This window comes from Actinomycetospora sp. (assembly GCF_036497585.1).
Classification (GTDB): Bacteria; Actinomycetota; Actinomycetes; order Mycobacteriales; family Pseudonocardiaceae; genus Actinomycetospora.
This window is the reverse complement of record NZ_DASXJD010000116.1, coordinates 1-22,633: the sequence shown is the minus strand read 5'-3', so window position 1 is coordinate 22,633 and position 22,633 is coordinate 1. Positions and strand designations below refer to the sequence as shown.

Below are 22,633 nucleotides of genomic sequence, written 5' to 3'. Positions count from 1 at the left end.
TGAGCACGGAAACGCACGCACACACGAGCGCTAGCGAGTGAAGACGATCTTGCCCGCCGTCTCGCCGTCGGACATCGCCTGGAAGCCCTTGGCGGCCTCGGTCATCGGCAGCTCCTGGCCGATCTCGGGGCTGATGCCGGTGGTGGCCACGAAGTCGAGAAGGTCGCGCAGCTCGTCGAGGGTGCCCATCGTGGAGCCGACGAGGTTCTTCTGCAGGAAGAAGATCTGCGCGAGCTCGGCGGGGGGCTGGTTGCCCGACGTGGCGCCCGAGCAGACGATCGTCCCGCCGGGCACCAGCGAGCGCACCGAGTGCTTCCAGGTGGCCTCGCCGACGGTCTCGAACACGGCCTGGACCTTGCCGGGCAGCTTGGCGTTGGACTCGAAGACCTGGTGGGCGCCCAGGCGCACCGCCAGCTCGCGCTTCTCGTCGGTGCGCCCGGTGACCCACACCTGCATCCCGGCGGCCCGCCCGAGCGCGATGAGCGCCGTCGAGACCCCGCCGGAGGCGCCCTGGACGAGCATCGTCTGCCCGCCGCGCAGCCCGGACTTGGTGAACAGCATCCGGTAGGCGGTGAGCCACGCGGTTCCCATGACGGCCCCGGCCACCGCGGTCATGCCCTCGGGACGCGGCACGGCGTTGCGCTTCGGGACGACGACGTAGTCGGCGAAGCTGCCCTGCGCCCACTCGGTGAGCATCTTGCGCTTCGGGTCGAGGGTTTCGTCGCCCTTCCAGTCCGGGTCGCCCATCAGCGAGTGCAGGACCACCGGGGTGCCGTCGTCGAGGGTGCCGGCGCCGTCGCAGCCCAGGATCATCGGGAACTGGTCCTCGGTGATCCCGACGCCGCGCAGGGTCCACAGGTCGTGCATGTTGAGGCTGGCGGCCTCGACCTTGACCCGCACCCACCCGTCGGGGACCTCGGGGTCGGGCCGCTCGCCCACCACCAGGGAGGCGAGGGGGTCGTCGGCGTTGGGCTCGGACGCATAGACGGCGAACATGGGCCCGAACCTAACGGCCCCGACCCCGCGCCGCGATGCCGTCGGGGGCCTCAGGCAGCGAGCGCGTCGACCCCGCGGGGGCGGCCCTCGGCCTCCCGCGTGGCGACCTCCTCGCGGACGATCGGGATGACCTCGCGGCCGAACTCCGCGGCGTCGGCGAGCAGGTCGTAGCCCCGGGCCGACAGGATGTCGACGCCGAGGTCCCAGTAGTCCAGCAGCGCCGCGGCCACCGTCTCCGGGGTCCCGACGAGGGCCGTCGAGTTGCCCCCGCCGCCGGTCGCCTTCGCGGTCACCGTCCACAGCGCCCGGTCGAACCGCTCGCCGCGCTCGGCGACGGCGAGCAGGCGCCGCGACCCGGCGTTCTCCGGGTCGGTCAGCCGGTGCCGGTTGGTCAGCGGCTTCGTCCCGCCCTCGGTGCGCTCCTCGATGCGCGCGACCGTCGCGTACGCCTTCTCCCAGGCGGCCTCCTCGGTGGCGCCGAGGATCGGGCGGAAGGCGACCTGGATGCGCGGCATCGTGGTGCGCCCCGCCGCGCGGGCGGCGGCGTGCACCGTCGCGATCTGCCCCGCGGTGTCGGCGAGCGGCTCGCCCCACAGGGCGTAGATGTCGGCCTCGGCTCCGCCGGTGGCGTACGCGGCGTCCGACGAGCCGCCGAACGAGAGCCGGATCCGCGGCTGCTGCAGCGGCTTGACGTCCGCCCGGAAGTCGGCGAAGGCGTAGTGCTCGCCGGCGAAGTCCCACGGCTCGTCGCGGGTCCAGGCCGCCTTGAGGATCTGCATGTACTCGCGGGTGCGGCCGTAGCGCTGGTCCTTGGACAGGGTGTCGCCCTCGCGGCGCTGCTCGTGGTCGTTGCCGCCGGTGATCACGTGGACGGTGACCCGCCCGCCGGACATGTGGTCCAGCGTGGCGAAGGTCTTCGCGGCGAACGTCGGGATCGAGAGGTTCGGGCGGTGCGCGACGAGCAGCTGCAGGCCGTCGACGTGGTCGGCGATGTAGGCGGCGGCCTGCGCCGGGTCGGGGCTGCCCGAGGAGTAGGCGGTCAGGACGCGGTCCCAGTCGTTCTCGGCGTGGGTCGCGGCGAGGCGCAGGGTGTAGTCGGCGTCGAAGGCGCCACCCGAGCGCGGGTGGGTCTCCGACCCGTCGTTGGTGGCGGCGATCCCGAGGAACTCGACAGGCACACCGGCGACGCTGCTCCGCGCGTCGCGGCCGGTCAACCTCCCACCTCGTCGTCACCGGCGCCCGCGTACCTTGTCCGGCGTGCTGCACGCCGTCGCGACCTGGTGGGACGGGGTCGAGCTGTGGCTCACCCAGCTCGACTTCACCCTCCAGGTGATCCTCGTCGTCGGCGTCCTCGGCCCGCTGTGCTGGGGGATCGCCGCGAGCATCGACTCGGTCGTGGAGCGGACCGTCGCCTGGCGGCTCGCCGCCCTCGAGCGGCGCCGCGGTCCCGGGGACTGAGCCGGTGGACCGCCGCTACGCGCGGCTCTGGGTGACCGGCACCCTCGTCGTGCTCATCGTGCTGGTGATCGTGCTCAACCTGCGCTGAGCGCGCTGCTCAGCGCACCACCCCGGCGCGCATCGCGAGGACGACCATCCGGGCCCGGTCGCCGGTGCCGAGCTTGCGCCCGATGCGCGAGAGGTGGCTCTTCACCGTGAGGGCGGAGAGCCCCAGCTCCGCGCCGATCTCGTGGTTGGACTGGCCGTCGGCCACCGACTGGAGCACCTGCACCTCGCGGGAGGAGAGCTCGCACGGGGTGTCGTCGACACCGGGCACCCGGGCGCCGCCGGACTGGCGTCCCCCCGCGGACGGGCCCGGCTCGAGGAAGCGGCGGGCAGCCCCACCGATCCCCGCCGATGACGACGTCAGCAGGTAGGCCAGCGCGCCCGCGTGGAAGGCCTCCCGGGCCGCGCCGGGGTCGTCGGGCCCGCCGAAGACGACGGTGCGCCAGCCCTGCGCGCGCAGCTCGCCGATCAGGTCGAGGGCCCCGCCGTCGGGGAGGTCGAGGTCGACGACGGCGAGCTCGCAGGGCGGCCCGGCGAGCACCCGCGCCCGCGCCTGCTCCGACGAGGCGACCTCGACGACGTGGCCCGCCCCCGCGCCGACGAGCGAGTGCGCCACGACCTCGCGGCGGGCCGCCTCGGCGTCCACGAGCAGCACCGAGAGGTGCTCGCCGACCGCCCCCAGGCCGCCGGCCGGGGTGAAGAGCCCACCGGCCACCGGCGCGTCGGCGTGCGGTGCACGCGCGGCCGGGACGGTGGCGGAGACCGCGGCCGCCGGGCGGGCGGCGACGCTCCCTCGGGTGATGCCGTGCCCCCAGGGTGTCGGGGCGTCCGGCCGGACGAACGACTGACGGTCCATGAGCGGGAACACACCACTCCATCGGCGGACCCCCGATCAGGCTTGAGGGGTCGGGCCGACGAATTTTCTCGGCGGGTCGTTCCTCAGCCCTTCGGGACCCAGCTCGGCGCCCGCTTCTCGGCGAACGCGGCCATCCCCTCCTGGCCCTCCTCGGACGCGAAGAACTCCGCGGAGAGGCGCAGCATGGCGTCGAAGTCGTCAGCCATGTCGGCCGCCGGCGTGCGGCGCAGCATCGCCTTCGTGGCGGCCAGCGCCTTCGGGCCGCCCTGCGCGAGCATGTCGGTGAAGCGGTCCACCTCGGTGTCGAGCGCGGCGGGGTCGACCGCCCGGTTGACCAGGCCGATCGCGGCCGCCCGGTCGGCGTCGAAGATCTCACCGGTGAGCATGAGCTCCTCGGCGGCGCGGGGGAGCAGGCGCGGCACCACGGTCACCGAGATGACGGCGGGCACGACACCGATGCGGACCTCGCTGAACGCGAAGGTCGCGCCCCGCGTGCCGTCGCCGGCGCGGGCCGCGACGGCGATGTCGCAGGCGGCCACGAGGCCCACCCCGCCGGCGCGGGCGGGCCCGGCGATCCGCGCGATGACGGGCTTGGGCGAGTGCCAGAGCGTCTGCAGGATGCCCGGGAACTCGTGCACGCCCTGGTCCCCGGCGCCCGCGCCCCGCGACTCCCGCAGGTCCATCCCGGAGCAGAACACGGAGCCGGTGTGGGTGAGGACGACGACGCGCACCGCGTCGTCTCCGAGCGCGGCGTCGAGGTGCTCGCGCAGCTCACGGCGCAGCTGGGCCGACAGCGCGTTGCGGTTCGCCGGCGAGTCGAGGGTGATGGTCGCGCGGCCGGCCTCGACGGCGAGGTGCACCAGTTCGCTCATGGTCGCCGACCCTAGGCGGAGCGCACCTATGCCCACCCCCAGCGCCGCGCGACGTCGGGGTGGGAGCGGACCCAGCCGCGGACCGCGTTGTCGCCGTAGGCGGCGTGCAGCGGGTTGTCCGGGTCGTGCGCGGGGTCGTAGGCGTCGGGGTCGTGGTCCTCGCCGAGCTCGGCGACGAGCGCCCCGGGCAGCGTCAGCGGCTCGACGACGGCGTCCAGGCGCGGCCCGAGGAAGAAGGCCACGGAGTAGCGGTCGGTGCCCGCCGGCGGGCTGGTGACGCGGTGCCGGGTGGCGGTGAGGTAGCCGCGGGTGGCGATCTCGAGCATCTCGCCGATGTTGACGACGTAACCGCCCGCCACCGGCGAGGCGTCGATCCACCCGCCCGGCGCGCCGTCGGGGGTGTCGGGGAGCTGGACCTGCAGGCCGCCGACGGCGTCCTGGTGGAGCAGCGCGAGGAAGCCGTAGTCCTTGTGCGCGCCGACGCCCTGCCGGCTCGTCGTGCCGCCCGGGTAACGGATGACCTTGAGGTGCAGGTGGGACTCGTCGTCGAACCAGCGGTCGAAGTGCTGGGCGGGCCGGCCGAGCGACTCCGCGAGGGCGCGGAGGATCTCGCGGCTGACCCGGAGCGCCTCGGCCTGCCACGCGAGGACCGCGGTCCGGAGCCCCGGCAGCGCCGTCGGCCACCGGTTGGGTCCGACGAGGCCGGTCCAGGCGGGGTCGCCGGGGTTGCGGGGGAGCGCCTCCCGCTCGGGCCCGACGTCGATCTGCTCGCGCTGGTCGGCCGCCCCGGCGGTCTGCTCGGTCCCGACGCGGCTGTACCCGCGGAAGTGCGGCGAGCCGGTGTTCTCGATGAGGCGCCGCTCGGCGACGGGCAGGGCGAAGAAGCGTCGGACCGTCTCGTCGAGCGAGGCCTTCAGCGCCGGGTCGACGCCGTGCCCGGTGACGACGAAGAACCCGACGTCACGCGCCGCACGACGCAGCTCGTCGAGCAGCGCCGGCCGGTCGGGGCCGTGGAGCCGGCGCAGGTCGAGCACGGGGAGGCCCGTCGTCGTCGACGCGGCAGCGGGGGACAGGAGCTCGCTCATCGCCTTCGAGTCTGCGCCCGCCGTACGGCCCGCGCCGCGTGCGTGCTCCGTGGGTCACAGGTGCGCTCCGCGCCTGTGAGCACTATTCCGTGTCATAGGGCGGAATAGTGCTCACGAGGCCGGAGGCCACCTAGCTGCCGGCCACCGGCGTCCGCGCCGCCCGGTCCGAGGGATCCAGCAGGACGTCGTGGCGCACGCCGCCGGTGCCGATCGTCACCGTCTCGGCCCGCGGCCGGTGACCCGGGGCCGAGCAGATCAGCAGGGCCGAGCCCGGCCTGGCGTGCAGCGTGAAGGCGCCCTCGGCGTCGGTGCGCGCGCGGCCCAGCTGGCGGCCGCTCGAGTCGGTCGCGGTGAGAGTCGCGCCCACCGGACGCCCGTCGGGGGTGGTGACGTGGCCCGAGACGAGGCCGGCGCCGCCGTTCGACCCGGGGGCCGGGGCGGGCGCCGGACGAGGCCGGGAACCGTTGGTGTGCCCGTTGCCGTTCCGCTGTCCGTTCCCCGCCGCGGCCACGGCGGGCCGGGACTCCACCGGGGCGGCGTGCTGTGCGACGTGGTCGACGGTCGGGGCCGGCAGGGCCGGGCCGGCCGGGTCGCCCTCGGCGGGCTCGACCCGCTCGTCGTCGGCGACGTCCTGGTGGACGTACTTGCCGCCGCGGAAGAGCGAGGCGAGGGCGCCGATCAGGCAGACCCCGATGGCGACGGAGAACACCACGACGAGGCCGTCGTGGAAGGCCCCGGTGACGAGGTTGGGGAAGAACTGCTTGCCGATGAGCGTGGCGGCGTTCTCCGGCGGGAGCGCCCCGAGCACCTGCGGGCCGAGGATCTCCTGCATCGGGTTGTAACCGAGGAACGCGGCGAACAGGGTGCCGACCGGCGGCAGCCCGGCCACCTGCTGGGCGACGGCCGTCGGGACGTGCTGGGCCGTCAGCCCGGAGAACAGCGCTCTCGGCATCGACGAGGCCAGGCCCGCGATGAGCATCGAGAAGAAGATGCCGATCGAGAGCGCCATGCCCGAGTTCTGCAGCGTCGACATCATGCCGCTGCCGGCGCCACGCTGGTCGGCGGGCAGCGAGTTCATGATCCCCGTCATGTTGGGGGAGATGAACAGACCGGAGCCGACGCCGTTGACGAAGAGGATGAGCGCGAAGACCCAGTAGTTGAAGTCCGTCGGCACCATGAGCAGGCCGACGAAGGTCAGGGCCACGATGACCAGGCCGCCGGTGGCGAACAGCCGCGCGCCGAACCGGTCGGAGAGCACGCCCGAGATCGGCGCGGACACCAGGAAGCCGATGGTCAGCGGCAGCATGTAGATCGCCGACCACAGCGGGGTCTGCTCGTACTCGTAGCCGTGCAGCGGCAGCCAGATGCCCTGCAGCCAGATGATGAGCATGAACTGCAGGCCACCGCGGGACAGCGCGCTCATCAGCGTCGCGACCAGGCCCGAGGAGAACGCCCGGATCCGGAACAGCCGCAGGTTGAACATCGGCTGGTCGACCCGCGCCTCCACGAAGCAGAAGATCACGAGGACGACGACGCCGGCGATGAGGCAGGTCAGGACGAACGGGCTCGTCCAGCCCTCGGCGTGCCCGCCGTAGGGCTGGATCGCGTAGATGACGCCCACGAGCAGCAGGATCAGCCCGACGCCGAAGGTCAGGTTGCCCCACCAGTCGATCTTGTGGGCACGACGGCCGGCCGGGTCGCGCAGCGTCTTGTAGGCCCAGACGGTGCCGATGACGCCGAAGGGCACGCTCACCCAGAACACCAGGCGCCAGTCGACCTCGGAGAGCACGCCGCCGACGAGCAGACCGATGAACGAGCCGCCGATCGCGGCCACCGAGTTGGTGCCGATCGCGAAGCCGCGGCGCTCGGCCGGGAAGGCGTCGGTGAGGATCGCCGTCGAGTTGGCCATGAGCATGGCGCCGCCGATGCCCTGCACGACCCGGATGAGGATCAGCCACAGCGCCCCGCCGCCCCCGGAGAAAGGGTCGAGGGCGAGCGCGATCGAGGCGATCGAGAAGACGGCGAAGCCCGCGTTATAGATCTTCGCGCGGCCGTACATGTCGCCGAAGCGGCCCAGCGTGACCACCAGCACCGCGGTGACCAGCATGTAGCCCATGATCATCCACAGCAGGTAGCTGATGTTGCCGGGCTGCAGCGGGTTGATACCGATGCCGCGGAAGATCGCGGGGAGCGAGATGAGGACGATCGAGGAGTTCATCGTCGCCATCAGCACGCCGAGCGTGGTGTTCGACAACGCGAGCCACTTGTAGCCGGGGTGGTCCGGATGGGCGCGCGAGACGGGCGCGGAGGCGGTCGCCGTCGTCGTCATGGGCCGTCCGATTCGTTAGTCAGGGCAACGAGCAGAACGATTGTAGTGTGCACCTATCTGGGACCCCAGGCGCATGTGACCCTCGTCCGTCTCCCCCCGGAGCGCCGCACCGCGCCCGGGTCTAGGTTGATGAGACAACTGTCCGTGCAGTGACGGGAGTGCTCGTGAAGATCGGGATGCTGGTGCTGCGGCTCGTGGTCGGGCTGCTGTTCTTCGGCCACGGCATGCAGAAGCTGGCCGGGTGGTTCGGCGGCGGCGGGATCGACGGCACCGCCCAGGGCTTCGAGGGAATGGGGCTCAAGCCGGGACGGGACAACGCCGTCGCCGCCGGGGTCTCCGAGGCCGGCGGCGGCGCGCTGCTGGCGGCCGGGCTCGCGACCCCGCTCGCCGCGACCATGATCACCGGGGCGATGGGCTCTGCGGTCTTCCACGTGCACAAGGCCAACGGCCCCTGGGTGACCAAGGGTGGGTGGGAGTACAACGCGGTCCTGACGGCGGCCGCCCTGGCCGTCGCCGCCGAGGGTCCCGGTGACCTGTCGCTGGACCACGCACTGGGCACGGAGCGGTCCGGGGTCGGGGTCGCGCTGGCCGCGCTGGGGGCGGGGCTGGCCGGTTCGGCCGGGGTGGCGGCGCGGGCGAAGGCGCTCACCTGAGATCACCTCAGGGCCGGGTCATCGCGGCGAGCAGCGCCGGGCCGTCCCAGGTCGACCCGACGAGCGTCCGCCGCAGCGTGAGCAGCGGCCGCGTCGGGTCCACCGGGCGCTCCGCGAGCTGGTAGCCGGTGACGTACCCGGCCTGGTCGAGGTGGGCGAAGTCGGAGGCGTCCCAGTCGCCGTAGGGATAGGCGAAGTGCCGCACCGGGGCGCCGGTGATCGCCTCCAGCGTGGCCCGGGGCTGCACGAGCTGGGTGTCCCAGTCGGTGCCGGTGTAGCGGTCGGCGCGGTGGTGGTCGTAGGTGTGGGCGGCGACGGTGTGCCCGGCGTCGTGCAGTCGCCGGACGTCGTCGCGACTCATCCACTTCGGCTTGCCCAACGGCACCGTCACGACGAAGAACGCGGCGTGCATGCCGTGGCGGGCCAGCTCCGGGACGCCCGTGGTGATCTGGCTGCCCTGGGAGTCTCGAAGGTCAGCAGCACGGGCTTCGGTGGCAGGGGCGCGCCGGTGGTCAGGTGCGCGAGGTGCTGGTCGGGCGAGATCGTGGTGTGGCCGGAGTCGCGGAGCGCGTCGAGCTGCGCGCGGAAGGCGGCCGGCGGGCAGATGAGGGTGGCCCGGGCGGAGGCCGAGTCGTCGGGGCGCCAGTCGCGCAGCTGGTGCCAGCACAGGACCGGGACGTCGGCGGTCCGGGCGATCACCTGGGCGGGCGGGGCGGCGAGGTCGACGGCCGTCGCGACCGTCTGGGCTGGTGACGGCGGGGGTGGTGACGACGGGGGTGGTGACGACGGGGGTGGTGACGACGGGGCGGCGGGCGCCGGCGCCGACGTCGCGCACCCCGTGGCCGCGAGCGCGGCCGCCCCGGTCGCGCCGAGCAGGACGGTGCGGCGGCGGCTCTCCATGGGCGTCGATCCTGGCGACGACGGCGTCCCGGCGCGACGGACGACACGCGGCACCCGGGTGAAGCCGATCCGGTGCGCTAGGAACGTGGCCATGAGCGCCCGTCACGACGACATCACCGAGCCCGGCCCGCCCCGGCTGGAGGAGGTGTCCGACGGCATCCACGCCTACGTCCAGCCCGACGGCACCTGGTGGATCAACACACGGGCTTCGTCGTCGGGCCGCAGGGCGTCGTCGCGGTCGACTCGTGCGCCACCGAGCGGCGCACCCGTGCGTTCCTCGACGCGATCGCGTCGGTCTCGGCCGCCCCCGTCCGGACCCTGGTCAACACCCACCACCACGGCGACCACACCTTCGGCAACGCGCTGTTCGGCGGGGCCACGATCGTCGCGCACGAGAAGGCGCGGGCCGAGGCGATCGCGTTCGGGCCCGCCCGCGAGCTGCCGTTCTGGCAGAACCCGGACTGGGGCGACCTGCCCCTCGACCCGCCGTTCCTGACCTTCACCGACCGCGTGGCGCTGCACGTCGGCAACCTGCGGGCCGAGGTGGTCCACGTCGGGACCCCGGCGCACACGACCAACGACTCGATCGTCTGGTTCCCCGAGCGCTCGACGCTCTTCTGCGGCGACCTCGTGTTCAACGGGGGCACGCCGTTCCTGCTGATGGGGTCGGTGACGGGAGCGGTCGATGTCCTGGAGCACGTGCTGGCGCCCCTGGCCGCGCAGACCACCGTGCCCGGCCACGGCCCGGTGTTCCACGACCGCGCGCCGCTCGACGCGACCCTGGACTACCTGCGCTTCGTGCTCGACGTCGCCGAGCGCGGCCGGGCGGCCGGGGTGAGCCCGCTGGACGCCGCCCGCGACACCGATCTCGGCCGGTTCGCCGACTGGCCCGACGCGGAGCGCATCGTCGGGAACCTCCACCGCGCCTACGCCGAGCTCGACGGGCTCGAGCGGGGCGGGTCGATCGACGTGTTCGCCGCGCTCGGGGACATGGTCACCTACCACGGCGGCCCGCTGACCTGCTTCGCGTAGGCCCCCGCGACCGTCCGTCATGATCATGAGCTCAGTGGCGACACGCCCAAGCGGCGCCAGGAAACGCCGCTGAAGTCTCGGTCACGGAATCGTCGGGAGCCCGAGATCGGCTACAGCTCGGCGGCCCTGGCGGCGAAGGTCGCCCGCGGAGAGCTCGTGCCGGTGATGCGCGGCGTCCTGCGCGCTGCCGATCACCCCGACACGCCTCGAGCCCGCATCCGCGCCGCCACGCTCTCGGTGGGCTCGGACGCCACGCTGGTCGGGAGCACGGCGTTGTCCTGGTGGCGGCTGATCGACACCGCGCCCGCGCGGATCGAGCTCGCCGTCGACCAGCAGCGCCAGCCCCGGCCCCGTCCTGGTGTGCGGCTGCTGCGTCGAGCGGCCCGCCCGAGGACCGCGTGGTGGTGGACGGGGTGGCGGTGAGCAAGAAGGCCCCGGCGGTGCTGGCCGCCGTGGCGGGTCTCGACCTCCCGGCGGGAGCGCGGCTGATGGACCGACTCCTCCAACAGCGGGCGGTGGACCTCGAGGCGCTGCTGCGGGCGCATCGTCGCGCCACTGGCCGCCACGGGGCCACCCGCTGCGCCGAGCTGCTGCGCCTGGCGGCCGGCGGGGCTCGCTCCCGGACCGAGCGAGTGGCTCACCGCGTTCTGACGGCGGCCGGGATCACCGGGTGGCGGGCTGACCGACCGGTGTGGCTCCATGGCTACGGACAGGCCCTGCTCGACCTGGCCTTCGACGAGTTGAAGGTGCTCGTGGAGATCGACGGGTGGGCCTACCACCGCGACCTTCGCGCCTTTCTGCGGGACACCGACCGGCAGAACGCCCTGGTCCTCGAGGGCTGGCTGGTGATCCGCACCAACTGGCACGAGCTCACCGAGAACCCCGACCAGGTCTTGACGAACGTGCTCGATGCGCTCGCCGAACGGCGGCGCGCGTTCATGATCTGAACCTGTGCGGCGTGTCCTGGCGCCGCTTGGGCGTGTCGCCACCGAAGACGTGATCACCAGGGCTGGCGGCCCGCCTCCATCGGGTCCGGGCGCGGATCGACGCTGCGTCGTCCGGATCACGAACGTGGCAGGAGGGCGCGGCGCATGGCAGGCTTGCAGACCATGACCGCCGGAGTCCTCCTCGTGGCCCGTCGCCACGTCGACTTCGGCCGCGTGTACAGCTGCGCCTGTCTGTTCTCCTGACGCCCGCGCACCCGCGCCCGGCGACGTCACCCGCCTGACGACGCCGACCCCGACGTGCGCCGCGGACCCTCGCCGTCCCCCGTCCACGACCCCGCCGACTCGCGCGTGGGGCCGCCCCAGGAGAACCCCGACCCGTGACCCGATCCCGTCCCCGTCGCGCGCTCGCTGTCGTCGCCGCCGCGCTCGTCGCCCTCGCCCTCGCCGCCGGCTGCACCCGTGCCCAGGAGTCCGCCCCCGCCCCCGTGGCCGACCAGGGCCCCGCCGCGCAGCTGCGCCTCGGCTACTTCCCGAACATCACCCACGCCGGCGCCCTCATCGGGGTGCAGAACGGCCTGTTCGCGCAGAACCTCGGCCAGACCAAGCTCGCGACGCAGACGTTCAACGCCGGCCCCGCCGAGACCGCGGCGCTGCTGGGCAACTCCATCGACGTCGGCTTCATCGGGTCCGGTCCGGCGATCAACGCCTACAAGCAGAACCCCGACGGCATCCGCGTCATCTCCGGCGCCACGTCGGGCGGCGCCCAGCTCGTCGTGCGGCCGGGCATCACGAGCCCGCAGCAGCTCCTGGGCAAGAAGATCGCGACGCCGCAGCTCGCGAACACCCAGGACATCGCGCTCAAGAAGTGGCTCAAGGGCAACAACCTGCCGATCGGCACCGGGCCGGGCGCCGTCGAGGTCGTCAACATCGACAACGCCCGCGCCCTCGACGCGTACAAGACCGGCCAGCTCGACGGGGGGTGGCTGCCCGAGCCCTACGCGTCGCAGTTCGTGCTCCAGGCCGGCGCGACCCAGCTCATCGACGAGCGGACGCTGTGGCCCAACGGCCAGTTCCCCACCACCGTCGTCATCGCCCGCACCGACTTCGTCCAGGCCCACCCGGCCACCGTCGCGGCCTTCCTCAAGGGCCTCGTCGCGGCCGAGCAGCTCGGCGCCACTGACCCGAACGCCGCGAAGGCCGCCGCCAACGCCGGGCTCGGCGCCGCCGGCAGCAAGCCGTTGCCGCAGAACGTCCTGGACCGGGCGTGGAGCACGGTCAGCCTCAACCCCGACCCGCTGGCCCCGCTCTTCCCGCAGCTCGCGCAGGACGCGGTGACGGCGGGGACCGCGCAGTCCGCGACCAACACCAAGGGCCTGTTCGACGTCGGGCCGCTCAACCAGGTGCTGACCGCGGCGGGCCGTCCCACCGTCGACACCGCCGGTCTCGACCAGAAGTGACCCACCCTCGGAGGGCAGCCCCATGACCGCCACGCTGGACCGTTCGCGCCCCGCCCCGCGCACCGGCCCGCCCGCCGTCGAGGTCACGGACGTCTCGAAGGTGTTCGGGTCCGGTGCCGACGCGGTCGTCGCGCTCGACGGCGTCGACCTCACCGTCGCGCCCGGGGAGTTCGTGTGCCTGCTCGGGGCGTCGGGGTGCGGCAAGTCGACGCTGCTCAACCTGGTCGCCGGGCTGGACACGCCGACCTCGGGCACGGTCGACCGCAGCACCGCCCGGCCGGCGGTGATGTTCCAGGAGGCGGCGCTGCTGCCGTGGCTCACCGCGGGCCGCAACGTCGAGCTGCCGCTGCGCCTCGCGGGGGTCAGCCGGTCCGCGCGGAGGGAGCGCGCCCGCGAACTGCTCAGCCTGGTCCGCCTGGAGGGCCAGGCCGAGAAGCGGCCGCACGAGCTCTCCGGCGGCATGCGCCAGCGGGTGGCGCTCGCCCGGGCGCTCGCGGCGGCCACCGGGACGGCGGGCTCGGGCGCGACCGAGGTGGAGCCCGGCGTCCTGCTCATGGACGAGCCGTTCGGCTCGCTCGACGCCATCACCCGCGACTTCCTGCAGGCCGAGCTGCTGCGCGTCTGGGAGGCTACCGGCACGACGATCCTGTTCGTCACCCACGACGTCCGGGAGTCGGTGCGGCTGGCCGAGCGGGTCGTGCTGCTGTCCTCGCGGCCGGGCCGGGTCGTGCGCGAGTGGGGCACGGACGCCGACCCTGAGGAGCTGCACGGGCACATCACCACCGAGCTGCGCGAGGTGATCTCCGCCCATGGCCGGTGACGACCATGGGGTGATCACCGAGGAGCGCGACGCGGGTGAGGTCGACGGATCGATCGACGTCGGGCGGGGGCTCGACGCGCTCGACACCCCCACCGAGCGGCGGGTGCCGTGGTGGCGGCGGTTCCTGACGAGCGTCGTGCCGCCGATCGTGGCGGTGGCCCTGTTCGTCGTGGTCTGGCAGATCCTCTGGGCGTCGGCGATCCTGCCGGAGTTCAAGCTGCCCGCGCCCGCCGCGGTGTTCGGCACGATCGGGAACGAGTTCGCCGGCGGGCAGGCGCTGTCGATCATCTGGACCTCGATCAGCCGGGCCGTGCTGGGCTTCCTGTTCGCGGTGATCGTCGGGACGCCCCTCGGACTCCTGGTGGCGACGGTGCCGCTGGTGCGGTCCGCGATCGGGCCCGTCCTCACCGGCCTGCAGAGCCTGCCGTCGGTGGCCTGGGTGCCGGCCGCGGTGCTGTGGTTCGGGCTGACCGACGGCACGATCTACTTCGTCGTCCTCATGGGCGCGGTGCCCTCGATCGCGAACGGGCTGGTGTCGGGGATCGAGCAGGTGCCCCCGCTGCTGCCGCGGGTGGGGTACGCGATGGGCGCCACGCGGTTCCAGGCTGCCCGCCTGATCATGTTGCCCGCGGCGCTGCCCGGGTTCTTCGCGGGGCTCAAGCAGGGCTGGGCGTTCTCGTGGCGCTCGCTGATGGCCGCCGAGATCATCGCGACGTCGCCGAGCCTCGGCTTCGGGCTGGGCGCCTACCTCAACCAGGGGGAGTCGCTCTCGGACATGCCCTCGGTGATGGCGGCGATCATCCTGATCCTCATCGTCGGGATCGGGGTCGAGCTGATCGCCTTCCGGCCGGCCGAGCGGCGCATCCTCCAGGCCCGCGGGCTGGCCACCGGGCCGTGAGGGTGACGAGCGCGGGCGAACGGAGCACGTAGGCCCTATCCGCTCAGAGATCGACCACCGGCCGCAGGAACACCGTCGACACGATGCTGATGACGGCGGTGAGGACGAGGAAGGCGCAGGCCAACCACGGCGACCCGCCCGCCACCGCCAGCAGCGAGGTGAGGATGAGCGGCGTCAGACCCGACGCGTAGATCCCGCTGCCCTGGAAGACCAGCGACATGCCGGTGTAGCGGGTCCGCGTCGGGAACAGCTCGGCGAACAGGGTCGATTCGGAGCCGGACTGGATGCCGTACACGAGGCCGAGGGTCACGACGAGGAGGGCGAGCACCACGGCGAACGACCCGGTGCCCAGCCCCGCGAAGGCCGGGTAGACGGCGAGGCCGAACACGGCGCACCCGGTGGCGAAGACCGCGCGGCGCCCGAAACGGTCGGCGAGGCGTCCGGCGATCGGGACGACCGCGGCGCTGACGAGCCCGCCGACGGTCACCGCGATGAGGACCTCGACCTTGGGCATCTTCACGGTCGTGACCGCGTAGGTGAGGACGAAGACACCCCAGGTGTTGAAGGCCGCACCCTCGCCCCAGCGCGCGAGCAGGCCGAGCAGGAGGTTGCGCCGCGAGGCGGGCTCCCGGACGACGTCGACCACGGGCACCCGGGAGATCTCGGCCCCGCCCTGGATGCGCCGGAAGGCGGGGGTCTCGAACACCCGCAGCCGGACGACGAGCCCGATCGCCACGAGCACGATGCTGACGAGGAAGGCGATCCGCCAGCCCCACGCCAGGAAGTCCTGGTTGTCCATGGCGGCGCCTAGCAGGGCGAAGGCTCCCGTCCCGAGCGCGAGGCCGAGGCCCAGGCCGATCTGGGGGCTCGAGCCCCACAGCCCGCGCCGGCCCGGGGGTGCGTACTCCACGGCCATGAGGACCGCCCCGCCCCACTCACCCCCAAGCGCGATGCCGCCGAGCACGCGCAGCGCGACGAGCAGCAGAGGCGCCCACAGCCCGATCGCGGCGTAGGAGGGGAGCACGCCGATCAGGGCGGTCGCGACCCCGGCGATCGCCATCGTCGCGACGAGGGTCGCGCGCCGCCCGAGCCGGTCACCGAGGTGTCCGAAGATCAGCCCACCGATCGGGCGCGCGACGAAGCCGATCGCGAACGTCGCGAACGACAGCAGCGTCCCGACGGTCTCGTCGCCGGCGGGGAAGAAGAGCTTCGGGAAGACGAGGCTCGCCGCGGTGGAGAAGAGGAAGAAGTCGTACCACTCGATCGTCGTGCCGATGAGCGAGGCGATCAGCACCGTCCGCGCCCGGGCGGGTGGCTCGGTGCGCTCCTCGTCGGTCCTGGTGGCAGGGGTCGTGGTCATCGCGGGCCCTCGCAGGGATGTCGGTCCCGACGGCGGGCGGTGGCCGGCGGGGCGTGCGGCGCGCGCCGGGGCCGGACGTGGGCGATCGCGGTCCGGCCGGGCGCAGAGGTCGTCCCCGACGGGCCGGTGGCGGGCGGGCCGGGGAGAGGTGCGCTGATCAGGCCGGACAGGCCTGCGTGCGACGGCGGCCGTGGTCGACGTGACGACGACGGGCCAGCGGCACCCGGGGGAGGACGCGACCACGCGCGCGCTCCGGGCCGGGGCTGCCGATCATGCGGTCAGAGTGCCCTCTGCCGACCACGGTGAAAAGCCCGGCATCGACTCCCTCACACCGTGGGTCAGGCGAGTGTGATCTCCCAGGAGCGCTCGGTGCGCGCGAGGCGGGGGACCGTCGACGCGGAGGAAACCCTGACCGTTGGGCAGGGTTTCCGGCACTCCCGCGTCCCGCGGGCGAGGCGTTCTCAGCGCAGCTTGTCGTTGGCGGTCAGCAACGCGGCGAAGGCCTCCTCGGCGTCGCCCGCGGCGAGGTAGGCGCACGCGATCCGCACCGCCGGGACGGCGTCGCACTCCGTCGCCGACTGCGTGTCGAGCGCGGCGCGCAAGGCGTCCTCCATCCCGCGGTACCGCGCCCAGCGCTGCCGGACGTCGCCACCCTGGGCCTCGTGGAGCCGGCGCAGGGCGAGTACGACGGCGCGGGCGAGCGCGCGGGGCGGGCGCCGGTCCCGGTGGCGATCCGACGGCGGCTGGACGGGGCGCGTGGTGGTGACGGACACGGGGTTCCTCGAGGGGATGGACGGCCCGGGGCGGGCGCGTCGACGGACGGGGTCAGCGGCCGGAGGGCCGGCGACAGCCGTCGGTCACCACGCGCAGGAGATCGACGTACGTGCGGCGCACGAGTCGCACTCCCGGTCCTGGCACAGCGTCGATCCTGGCACGTCACGTGCGCGAAGCACACCTACCTTGCGCCCGGCCGGAGCGCGACGAACAGGGCGCCGGCCTCCGCGCAGACCCGGTCCCCGTCGAGCAGTCGTCCCTGCATGAAGCGCTTCCGGCCCTCCTCGCGCTCGACCCAGGCCTCGAACCGCAGGTCGGTGTCGATCGGCGCGACCGACCGGTAGTCGACGTGCAGGTAGGCGGTGCGCGAGCGGGGCCGGCCGCCGACGACGGCGAGCCGCCCCAGCAGGTCGTCGAACAGCATCGGGATGGCGCCGCCGTGGACGACGCCGTTGCTGCCCAGGAAGTGCGCCCCGAACCGCACGCGCCCGGACGCCCGGTCGTCGCGCACCTCGTCCAGCTGGAACGGGGGAGCGGCGAGCTGGGCCCGGCCCGGCGCGGTGAGGATCCGTCCGGCGATCCGCTCGGTCTCGGCGACCTCGTACTCGGCCAGCCACGTGTTCAGCTGGGCGATGGCCTTGGTGGTGTCGGCGACGACCTCGTCGCTCGGCGCGGCGACCGCGACGCGATCCAGGAGTTCCCGGAGCTCGTCGATCATGTCGGTGTAGCCCGCCGGGACCGGGGCGCCGGTCCAGGTGCGGGACGCGGCGTCGTCGGGGTCGGTGGGGACCAGCGGGCTCACCAGGGTGTCGTCCCGCCCGGACGTCCCCGCGGACTCGTCGCTCACCCGTTGCTCCCGCCTGCTCGCCTCGTCCCTCGAGGACACCGTCCAGCACCGCAGGCCGACACGCAGGCCGACGTGGACAGCGTCACGCGAGTTGCGCTGTGGGCGGAGGCGGGGAGTCGGCGCGCAGCAGGTCGCCCCGGCTGACCATGCCGATCACCCGGCCGTCGTCGCCGAGCACCGGGAACACCCGCCGCCGGTACTCGATCATCTTCCGCGCGACCTTCACCAGCGGCACGTCGTGGCGCACCGCGGTCACGGGGGTCGTCATCGCGTCGCCGACGACGGCCGGGAGCGGGCTCCGGCGCCCGGAGAGGTCGTCGGTCACCAGGTCGGCCTCGCTGACGATGCCGAGCAGGCGGTCGTCGCGGCCGAGGACGGGCAGCGCGGTGAGCCGGTTGGCCGAGAGCGCCGCGGCGGCGACGTCGACGGGGGTGTCGGTGGTGGCGACGACGAGGTCGGCGCGCGGCGTCATCACCTCGCCGGCGGTGGTGCCCACCCGGGGCTGGTCGGCCATCGGCGTGTCGAGGTCGACCGGCTCGGCGCCGAGCAGGCGGTCGAAGAATGACCGCCGCTCGGGCGGGCGCAGCAGGTCGCCGCGGGTGACGACCCCGACGAGGATCCCGCGCTGCACGATCGGCATCACGCGGCGCTCGCCGTAGTGGCGCAGCCGGTGGGCGAGGATGGAGACCGCGGTGTCCCGCGTGGCGGTCATGGGGTCGCGGGTCATCACCTGGCCGACGCGGGCGTCGGCCCGTCCGTCGACCTCGGCGCGCAGGACGTCGAGGGTCGAGATGATCCCGACGAGCCGGTACTCGCGGTCCACGACCGGCAGGGCGCTGAAGCGGTTCGCGGTGAGCAGCGAGCGGGCCTCCTCGAGGGGGCTGTCGGGCGTCACCGTCACGACGCCCTGCGTCATCACCCGCCCCGCCCGCAGCACCACACCTCGACCTTAGGTGGGCGAAGCACCCCGGAGGAACGTCGAGTCGCCGAACTCGTGCCAGAGGTAGTCGCCGTGCTCGACGGCGGCCTCGTACGCCCGGCCCACCAGCTCCGGTCCGACGACCGCCTCGAGCAGCAGCAGGTGGCTCGCCTCCGGCGCGTGCAGCCCGCTGACCAGCCCCGTCACCGCTCGCGCGGGACGGTCCGGCCCCAGCACGAGGTCGGTCCAGCCGCTCGCGGGGTGCACGGTGCCGTCCGGATCGGCCACCGACTCCAGCGCCCGCACCACCGTCGTCCCGACGGCGACGACCCGCCCGCCGGCGGCCCGCGTCGAGCCCACCAGCCGGGCCGTGGCCGGCGGGACCGCGAACCGCTCGGGCATCGGCGGCTCGTGCTTCTCGGGGCTGGAGACCCCGGCGTGCAGCACGATCGGCGCGACGGCCACCCCGCGCGCCATCAGCCGCACCAGCAGCCGCTCGGTGAACGGCCGGCCGGCGCTGGCCATCTCCGCACTGGCCATCCCGGTCGAGGTCGGCGTCGCGTACACCGTCTGGTGGTCGGCCAGCGGGTAGGCGCCGGCGAGGTAGTCGTACCCGATGGGCCGGCCGTGGGCGGTGAGGAACGGCCCGGCCTCCCGATACGGGTGGGGGAGCGCCCGCCAGAGCCGGGTCAGCCTCGCGTCGGGATCCGGGTAGGGCGTGAGGAGCCCGAGCCGGACGTCGTCGTCGAGGATGAGGACGTCCCCGGCGGTGACGGTGCGATCGGGGCCGCCGGGGCGCCGCGGCTCGACGACCCAGGTGCCGTCGTCGAGCGTCGTCGACACGTGCACCGTCGTCGGGGAGCCGTCCCGACGACGGGCGTCGAGCGCGGCGGGCATCGTCGGGGACGTGTTGACCACCAGCAGGTCGCCGGGCTCGAGGTACTCCTCGAGGTCGGCGAAGCGCCGGTGGGAGACCCCTTCTGGCCCGGCGACGAGCAGCCGGACGCCGTCGCGGGTCAGCCCGCGCCGCTCCGGCGGGGCGGTGGCCGCGCGGTCGTGGGGGAGGACGAAGCGCGTGACGGGCGCGGTCACGACGCCACCACCAGGTCCGCGGCGCGGTAGCGCCCGCTGGGCAGCGTCCCGTCGACCAGGGCGCGCAGCGCGGGGACGACCGTCTCCGGCAGCGGCCGGTCGCCGATGTCCTCGCCCGGGAACGCCTCCTGGTGCATGACGGTCCGCATGTCGCCGGGGTCGACGGCGTACACCCGCAGCTGCGGCGCCTCGACGGCGAGCACGGCGGTGAGGTGGTCCAGCGCCGCCTTCGACGCGCCGTACCCGCCCCAGCCCGCCATCGCCTCGACGGCGGCGTCGGAGGACACGTCGATGACGCGGGCGCCCTGCCGGAGGAGCGGGTGCAGCGCCTGGAGCAGCGCGAGCGGGGCGAGGACGTTGACGGCGAGTACCTCGGTGAGGACGTCGAGGGGGTAGTCGACCAACTCCGGCTGCGGGCTGGGGCCGAGCAGGCTCGCGTTGTTGACGAGGAGGTCCAGGCCGCCGAGCCCGTCGACCACCTCGACGAGCCGGCGGCGGTGGGCGGGGTCGGTGACGTCGCCGGGGACCGCGGTGACGGCGGGCGCGTCGAAGGTGAGGTCGGCGGCGTGGCGGGCGTCGACGACGACCCGCCAGCCGTCGCGGACGAGCTGGTCGGTCAGGGCCCGGCCGAGTCCCCGGGAGGCTCCGGTGACGAGGGCGGTCGGGACGTGCTGTTCGGTCATGCCACCAGCCTGGAACCTGAACAATAGTAAAGGTCAAGCGCGACGACGTGCCACGCTCCAGGAGAGCACCGCCGCCACCGCGCACGGTCCGCCGTCGACCGGGTGGCGACGGCAGCGGGCCTGGGGAGCGCCTCGTCCTTGCGCGCCCACCTCGGCGCGACCGTCGGGGTGTCGCCCCTGGCCTACCGGCGGCGGTGGGCCTCGGCCTGAACGCACACGAACGCCCGGCCCCTTGCTGAGGGGGCCGGGCGTCCGTCTCGGGGGTCAGATCACTTGTCGGAGCCTCCCTTCTGGGTCTTCTGGGAGCCGCCGGAGGAGCCGGAGCCGGAGGTGCTGGCCGAACCGGTGTCCTTGGACGAGTCGGTGGAGGTCTTCTCGTCGCCGGTGCTGGTGGTGGCGGGGGCCTTCTGGGCGGAGTCGGTCGAGACGGTGGCCGGGCAGTTCGGGGTCGCCTGGGCCTCGGTGACGACCGGGGCGCAGACCTTCGTGAGGGTGTCGGGCTTCGCCGGGGCGACCTTGTTCTGGACCTGACCCTGGACCGGCCCCTGGCCCTCCTGGCCGGCGGCGGTCGGGGCGTCGTCGGTCTTCGGGGCGACCTTCGCGTCCTTCTCCTTCTTCTCGTCCTTGCCCTTCTCGTCGGCCGGGGCCTTCGCGGAGGCGTCGGCCTTGTCCTGGGCCTCCTTGGCGTTCTTCTCGGCCTGGTCGGCGGTGCCCTCGGCGCTGGTGGCCGGGGCGTCGGCGTACTTGGCCTGGTTCTGCTTGGTGTCGCGGTCCTCCTTGGCCAGGTCGCGGACCTTCGTCAGCTCGGCGATGACGGCGGGGGTCGCGCCGTCCTTCAGCGCCCGGTCCAGGTCGGCCTGGGCCCCGTCGAGGTTGGCCTGGGCGCGCGTGGCCTCGGCGGCGAGGCCGACGGCCTTCTGCCGGGCGGCGGTGGCGTCGGTGCGGGCCTTCTCGGCGTTGGCCTTGGCCTCCTGGGCGGCCTTGACGAGGGCGGGGTCGGGCTGCGGGGTGGTGGTCGGGTTGGGGCCGGGGTGCGGCTTGGGGTCCGGCTTGCCGGGGACGACGACGACCCGGGTGTTGTCGATCGTGGTGAACGAGTAGTTGGTGATGACCTGGGGCGTCGGGAGGACGGTGATCGCGTCCGCGGCCTCGGGGCCCGCGGTCAGCGGGTTGCCGTTGAAGCACTTGACGGTCGGCTCGCCGTAGCTGTTGACCAGCACCGCGGTACCGGGAGCCAGGATCGCGGGCTGCTCGACGAACGCCCCTTCCTGGTACGGGTGGTCGGTGACCGAGGTGTTCGCCCGGAGCACCACCGGGGCGAGGCTGTTGACGAAGGCCGGCACGTCGCCCGCGCCGAGGCCGTAGACCCCGCCGAAGGCGGCCAGCTTGGCCGGGTCGGCCTGCAGCTGGGACAGGAAGTCGGCGGTGGTGCAGGCCGGCGGCGTGGTCGCGGCGTAGAGGCCGGCGGTGTCGCCGGGCTGGGGCCCGGTGGCGGCAACGGTGGCGACCTGCGGGACGTCGACGCCGAAGGGGACGGCCGTGGGGTTGGCACCGGCGAACGACGTGGACTGGACCGCGGCCTCGGCCGACGGACCCGAGAAGGCCAACCACGCCCCGGCGCCACCGGCGAAGATCCCGACGGCGACGACGCCGGCCAGGAGCTTCGCGGCAAGCGGGAGCTTCTTCTGCGGCTGGGGGCGCGGCGGTGGGACCGGGCCGGGGAACTGCTGGCCGGGGAAGGTCGGGGTGCCGTAGGGCTGGGTGGTCTGGTCGGTGTGGGTGGGGCGGACGGTGCGGGGATCGAAGGTGTTCATCTCGGGGCTCCTCGGTGGTGTTCCGGGGGGCCTCCGTCCGGCCCGCTCGGTGATGGGAGAAGCCTGTCGCGATCAGGGCGTCGGAACGATCGTGTGCACCCCCGAGCAGGGCGGGGACGACCCTCCGACCTCCCGGGGGTTCTCCCTACCCCGCACATGGGTGTGAAGCGCACCTAGGGAGACCACACCCGCCAGCCGCCCGTCGCGCACCAGGTGCACCATCTCGACGTCGGGACCCAGCCGCGCCAGCGCCTCGCCGCCCGTCTCCCCGGTGCCGATCCCGACGGGCGGCATCGGAGGCACCGGCACCGGGGCGCCGTCCGGCCCGCGCAGATCGGCGGCCGACAGTAGCGCCAGCACCTCCCCGGCGGCCGGCGGGAACCGGTCGGGTCGCCCGGCGAGCACCACCGGCAGCGCCGGCTGCCCCGACGCCTCGAGCGCCGCCCGCGCCTCGCCCACCGAGGTGCCGGTCGGGACGCTGACCACCTCACCGGCGAGGTCGGCGAGCGTCCCGGGACGGTCGTCGTCGAGGAAGCCCTGGCGGCGCACCCACGCGTCGGAGTGGTACTTCGACAGGTACGCGCGTCCGGAGTCGGGGAGGATCGCGACGACGACGGCGTCGGGTCCGGCCTCGTGCGCGACCCGCAGCGCCGCGGCGGCGGCCGTCCCCGACGAGCCGCCGACCAGCAGCCCCTCGGTCCTCGCCAGCGTGCGGGCGGTGCGGATCGACTCGCGGTCGCCGATCGTCACGATCCGGTCGAGGACGTCGGGCCGGTAGACCTCGGGGAAGGAGCGG

24 protein-coding genes are annotated in these 22,633 nt (G+C 74.0%); 8 read left to right on the top strand and 16 right to left on the bottom strand.

All coding sequences use genetic code 11. The features are described from left to right. Positions 1-30: 30 nt before the first annotated feature. On the bottom strand, positions 31-996 hold the full coding sequence (locus VGH76_RS11625) for a quinone oxidoreductase family protein (RefSeq protein ID WP_331556838.1): 966 nt from the start codon (positions 994-996) through the stop codon (positions 31-33). Positions 997-1,046: 50 nt separating this feature from the next. Further along, on the bottom strand, positions 1,047-2,174 hold the full coding sequence (locus tag VGH76_RS11620; protein WP_331556837.1) for an LLM class flavin-dependent oxidoreductase: 1,128 nt from the start codon (positions 2,172-2,174) through the stop codon (positions 1,047-1,049). A 79-nt stretch (positions 2,175-2,253) separates the two neighbouring features. On the opposite strand from VGH76_RS11620, the gene VGH76_RS11615 reads away from it, so the two are divergent. Beyond that, positions 2,254-2,454, top strand: a complete 201-nt coding sequence (locus VGH76_RS11615; protein ID WP_331556836.1) for a hypothetical protein — start codon at positions 2,254-2,256, stop codon at positions 2,452-2,454. A 97-nt stretch (positions 2,455-2,551) separates the two neighbouring features. On the opposite strand, the gene VGH76_RS11610 is transcribed toward VGH76_RS11615, so the two are convergent. The 4 genes from VGH76_RS11610 to VGH76_RS11595 form a co-directional block, all read right to left on the bottom strand. Next, positions 2,552-3,151 (bottom strand): LuxR C-terminal-related transcriptional regulator, encoded by a 600-nt coding sequence (locus tag VGH76_RS11610; RefSeq protein WP_414637710.1) that lies wholly within the window; start codon positions 3,149-3,151, stop codon positions 2,552-2,554. A 287-nt stretch (positions 3,152-3,438) separates the two neighbouring features. Then, positions 3,439-4,227: an enoyl-CoA hydratase-related protein gene (locus VGH76_RS11605; protein WP_331556835.1), complete on the bottom strand. Its 789-nt coding sequence runs from the start codon at positions 4,225-4,227 to the stop codon at positions 3,439-3,441. Between the two features lie 26 nt (positions 4,228-4,253). After that, complete coding sequence (locus VGH76_RS11600; protein ID WP_331556834.1) at positions 4,254-5,312, bottom strand: isopenicillin N synthase family dioxygenase; 1,059 nt, start codon at positions 5,310-5,312, stop codon at positions 4,254-4,256. A 130-nt stretch (positions 5,313-5,442) separates the two neighbouring features. Continuing rightward, a complete protein-coding gene (locus VGH76_RS11595) occupies positions 5,443-7,641 on the bottom strand; it encodes an MFS transporter (protein WP_331556833.1) in 2,199 nt (732 codons plus the stop codon). Positions 7,642-7,790: 149 nt separating this feature from the next. Between VGH76_RS11595 and VGH76_RS11590 the strand changes: the two genes are divergently transcribed. Then, positions 7,791-8,294, top strand: coding sequence for a DoxX family membrane protein (locus VGH76_RS11590; protein WP_331556832.1), 504 nt, complete (start codon positions 7,791-7,793; stop codon positions 8,292-8,294). A 7-nt stretch (positions 8,295-8,301) separates the two neighbouring features. Here VGH76_RS11590 and VGH76_RS11585 read toward each other — a convergent pair whose 3' ends face one another. Beyond that, positions 8,302-8,706, bottom strand: coding sequence for a polysaccharide deacetylase family protein (locus VGH76_RS11585; RefSeq protein ID WP_331556831.1), 405 nt, complete (start codon positions 8,704-8,706; stop codon positions 8,302-8,304). Then, positions 8,682-9,194 (bottom strand): hypothetical protein, encoded by a 513-nt coding sequence (locus tag VGH76_RS11580; RefSeq protein WP_331556830.1) that lies wholly within the window; start codon positions 9,192-9,194, stop codon positions 8,682-8,684. Before VGH76_RS11580 ends, VGH76_RS11585 begins: the two co-directional genes overlap by 25 nt. Positions 9,195-9,383: 189 nt before the next feature. On the opposite strand from VGH76_RS11580, the gene VGH76_RS11575 reads away from it, so the two are divergent. The 6 genes from VGH76_RS11575 to VGH76_RS11550 all read left to right on the top strand — a co-directional run bounded on the left by VGH76_RS11575 (position 9,384) and on the right by VGH76_RS11550 (position 14,348). Continuing rightward, on the top strand, positions 9,384-10,226 hold the full coding sequence (locus VGH76_RS11575) for an MBL fold metallo-hydrolase (RefSeq protein ID WP_331556829.1): 843 nt from the start codon (positions 9,384-9,386) through the stop codon (positions 10,224-10,226). A gap of 156 nt (positions 10,227-10,382) precedes the next feature. Next, a complete protein-coding gene (locus VGH76_RS11570) occupies positions 10,383-10,649 on the top strand; it encodes a hypothetical protein (RefSeq protein ID WP_331556828.1) in 267 nt (88 codons plus the stop codon). After that, complete coding sequence (locus tag VGH76_RS11565) at positions 10,625-11,173, top strand: endonuclease domain-containing protein (protein WP_331556827.1); 549 nt, start codon at positions 10,625-10,627, stop codon at positions 11,171-11,173. The genes VGH76_RS11570 and VGH76_RS11565 overlap by 25 nt, the downstream gene beginning before the upstream one ends. 377 nt (positions 11,174-11,550) lie before the next feature. Then, positions 11,551-12,630: an ABC transporter substrate-binding protein gene (locus VGH76_RS11560; RefSeq protein ID WP_331556826.1), complete on the top strand. Its 1,080-nt coding sequence runs from the start codon at positions 11,551-11,553 to the stop codon at positions 12,628-12,630. A gap of 22 nt (positions 12,631-12,652) precedes the next feature. Further along, on the top strand, positions 12,653-13,450 hold the full coding sequence (locus VGH76_RS11555; protein WP_331556825.1) for an ABC transporter ATP-binding protein: 798 nt from the start codon (positions 12,653-12,655) through the stop codon (positions 13,448-13,450). Then, on the top strand, positions 13,440-14,348 hold the full coding sequence (locus VGH76_RS11550; RefSeq protein ID WP_331556824.1) for an ABC transporter permease: 909 nt from the start codon (positions 13,440-13,442) through the stop codon (positions 14,346-14,348). Before VGH76_RS11555 ends, VGH76_RS11550 begins: the two co-directional genes overlap by 11 nt. Before the next feature lie 43 nt (positions 14,349-14,391). Here the strand turns inward: VGH76_RS11550 and VGH76_RS11545 are convergent, their stop codons facing one another. From VGH76_RS11545 to VGH76_RS11505, 8 genes are all read right to left on the bottom strand, one after another. Then, on the bottom strand, positions 14,392-15,708 hold the full coding sequence (locus tag VGH76_RS11545; protein ID WP_331556823.1) for an MFS transporter: 1,317 nt from the start codon (positions 15,706-15,708) through the stop codon (positions 14,392-14,394). A gap of 461 nt (positions 15,709-16,169) precedes the next feature. Further along, the gene (locus tag VGH76_RS11540; RefSeq protein ID WP_331556822.1) at positions 16,170-16,481 is read right to left on the bottom strand and encodes a hypothetical protein; all 312 of its coding nucleotides are present in this window, start codon (positions 16,479-16,481) and stop codon (positions 16,170-16,172) included. A 182-nt stretch (positions 16,482-16,663) separates the two neighbouring features. Further along, positions 16,664-17,329 (bottom strand): PaaI family thioesterase, encoded by a 666-nt coding sequence (locus VGH76_RS11535; RefSeq protein ID WP_331556821.1) that lies wholly within the window; start codon positions 17,327-17,329, stop codon positions 16,664-16,666. Between the two features lie 82 nt (positions 17,330-17,411). Next, complete coding sequence (locus tag VGH76_RS11530; protein ID WP_331556820.1) at positions 17,412-18,269, bottom strand: HPP family protein; 858 nt, start codon at positions 18,267-18,269, stop codon at positions 17,412-17,414. 9 nt (positions 18,270-18,278) lie between these two features. Beyond that, positions 18,279-19,340: an S-adenosylmethionine:tRNA ribosyltransferase-isomerase gene (locus VGH76_RS11525; RefSeq protein ID WP_331556819.1), complete on the bottom strand. Its 1,062-nt coding sequence runs from the start codon at positions 19,338-19,340 to the stop codon at positions 18,279-18,281. Continuing rightward, positions 19,337-20,023, bottom strand: coding sequence for an SDR family NAD(P)-dependent oxidoreductase (locus tag VGH76_RS11520; RefSeq protein ID WP_331556818.1), 687 nt, complete (start codon positions 20,021-20,023; stop codon positions 19,337-19,339). The genes VGH76_RS11525 and VGH76_RS11520 overlap by 4 nt, the downstream gene beginning before the upstream one ends. 269 nt (positions 20,024-20,292) lie before the next feature. Beyond that, positions 20,293-21,837: a DUF6777 domain-containing protein gene (locus tag VGH76_RS11510; RefSeq protein WP_331556817.1), complete on the bottom strand. Its 1,545-nt coding sequence runs from the start codon at positions 21,835-21,837 to the stop codon at positions 20,293-20,295. A gap of 72 nt (positions 21,838-21,909) precedes the next feature. Next, a partial coding sequence (locus VGH76_RS11505; protein WP_331556816.1) for a pyridoxal-phosphate dependent enzyme occupies positions 21,910-22,633 on the bottom strand: 724 nt, incomplete at its 5' end.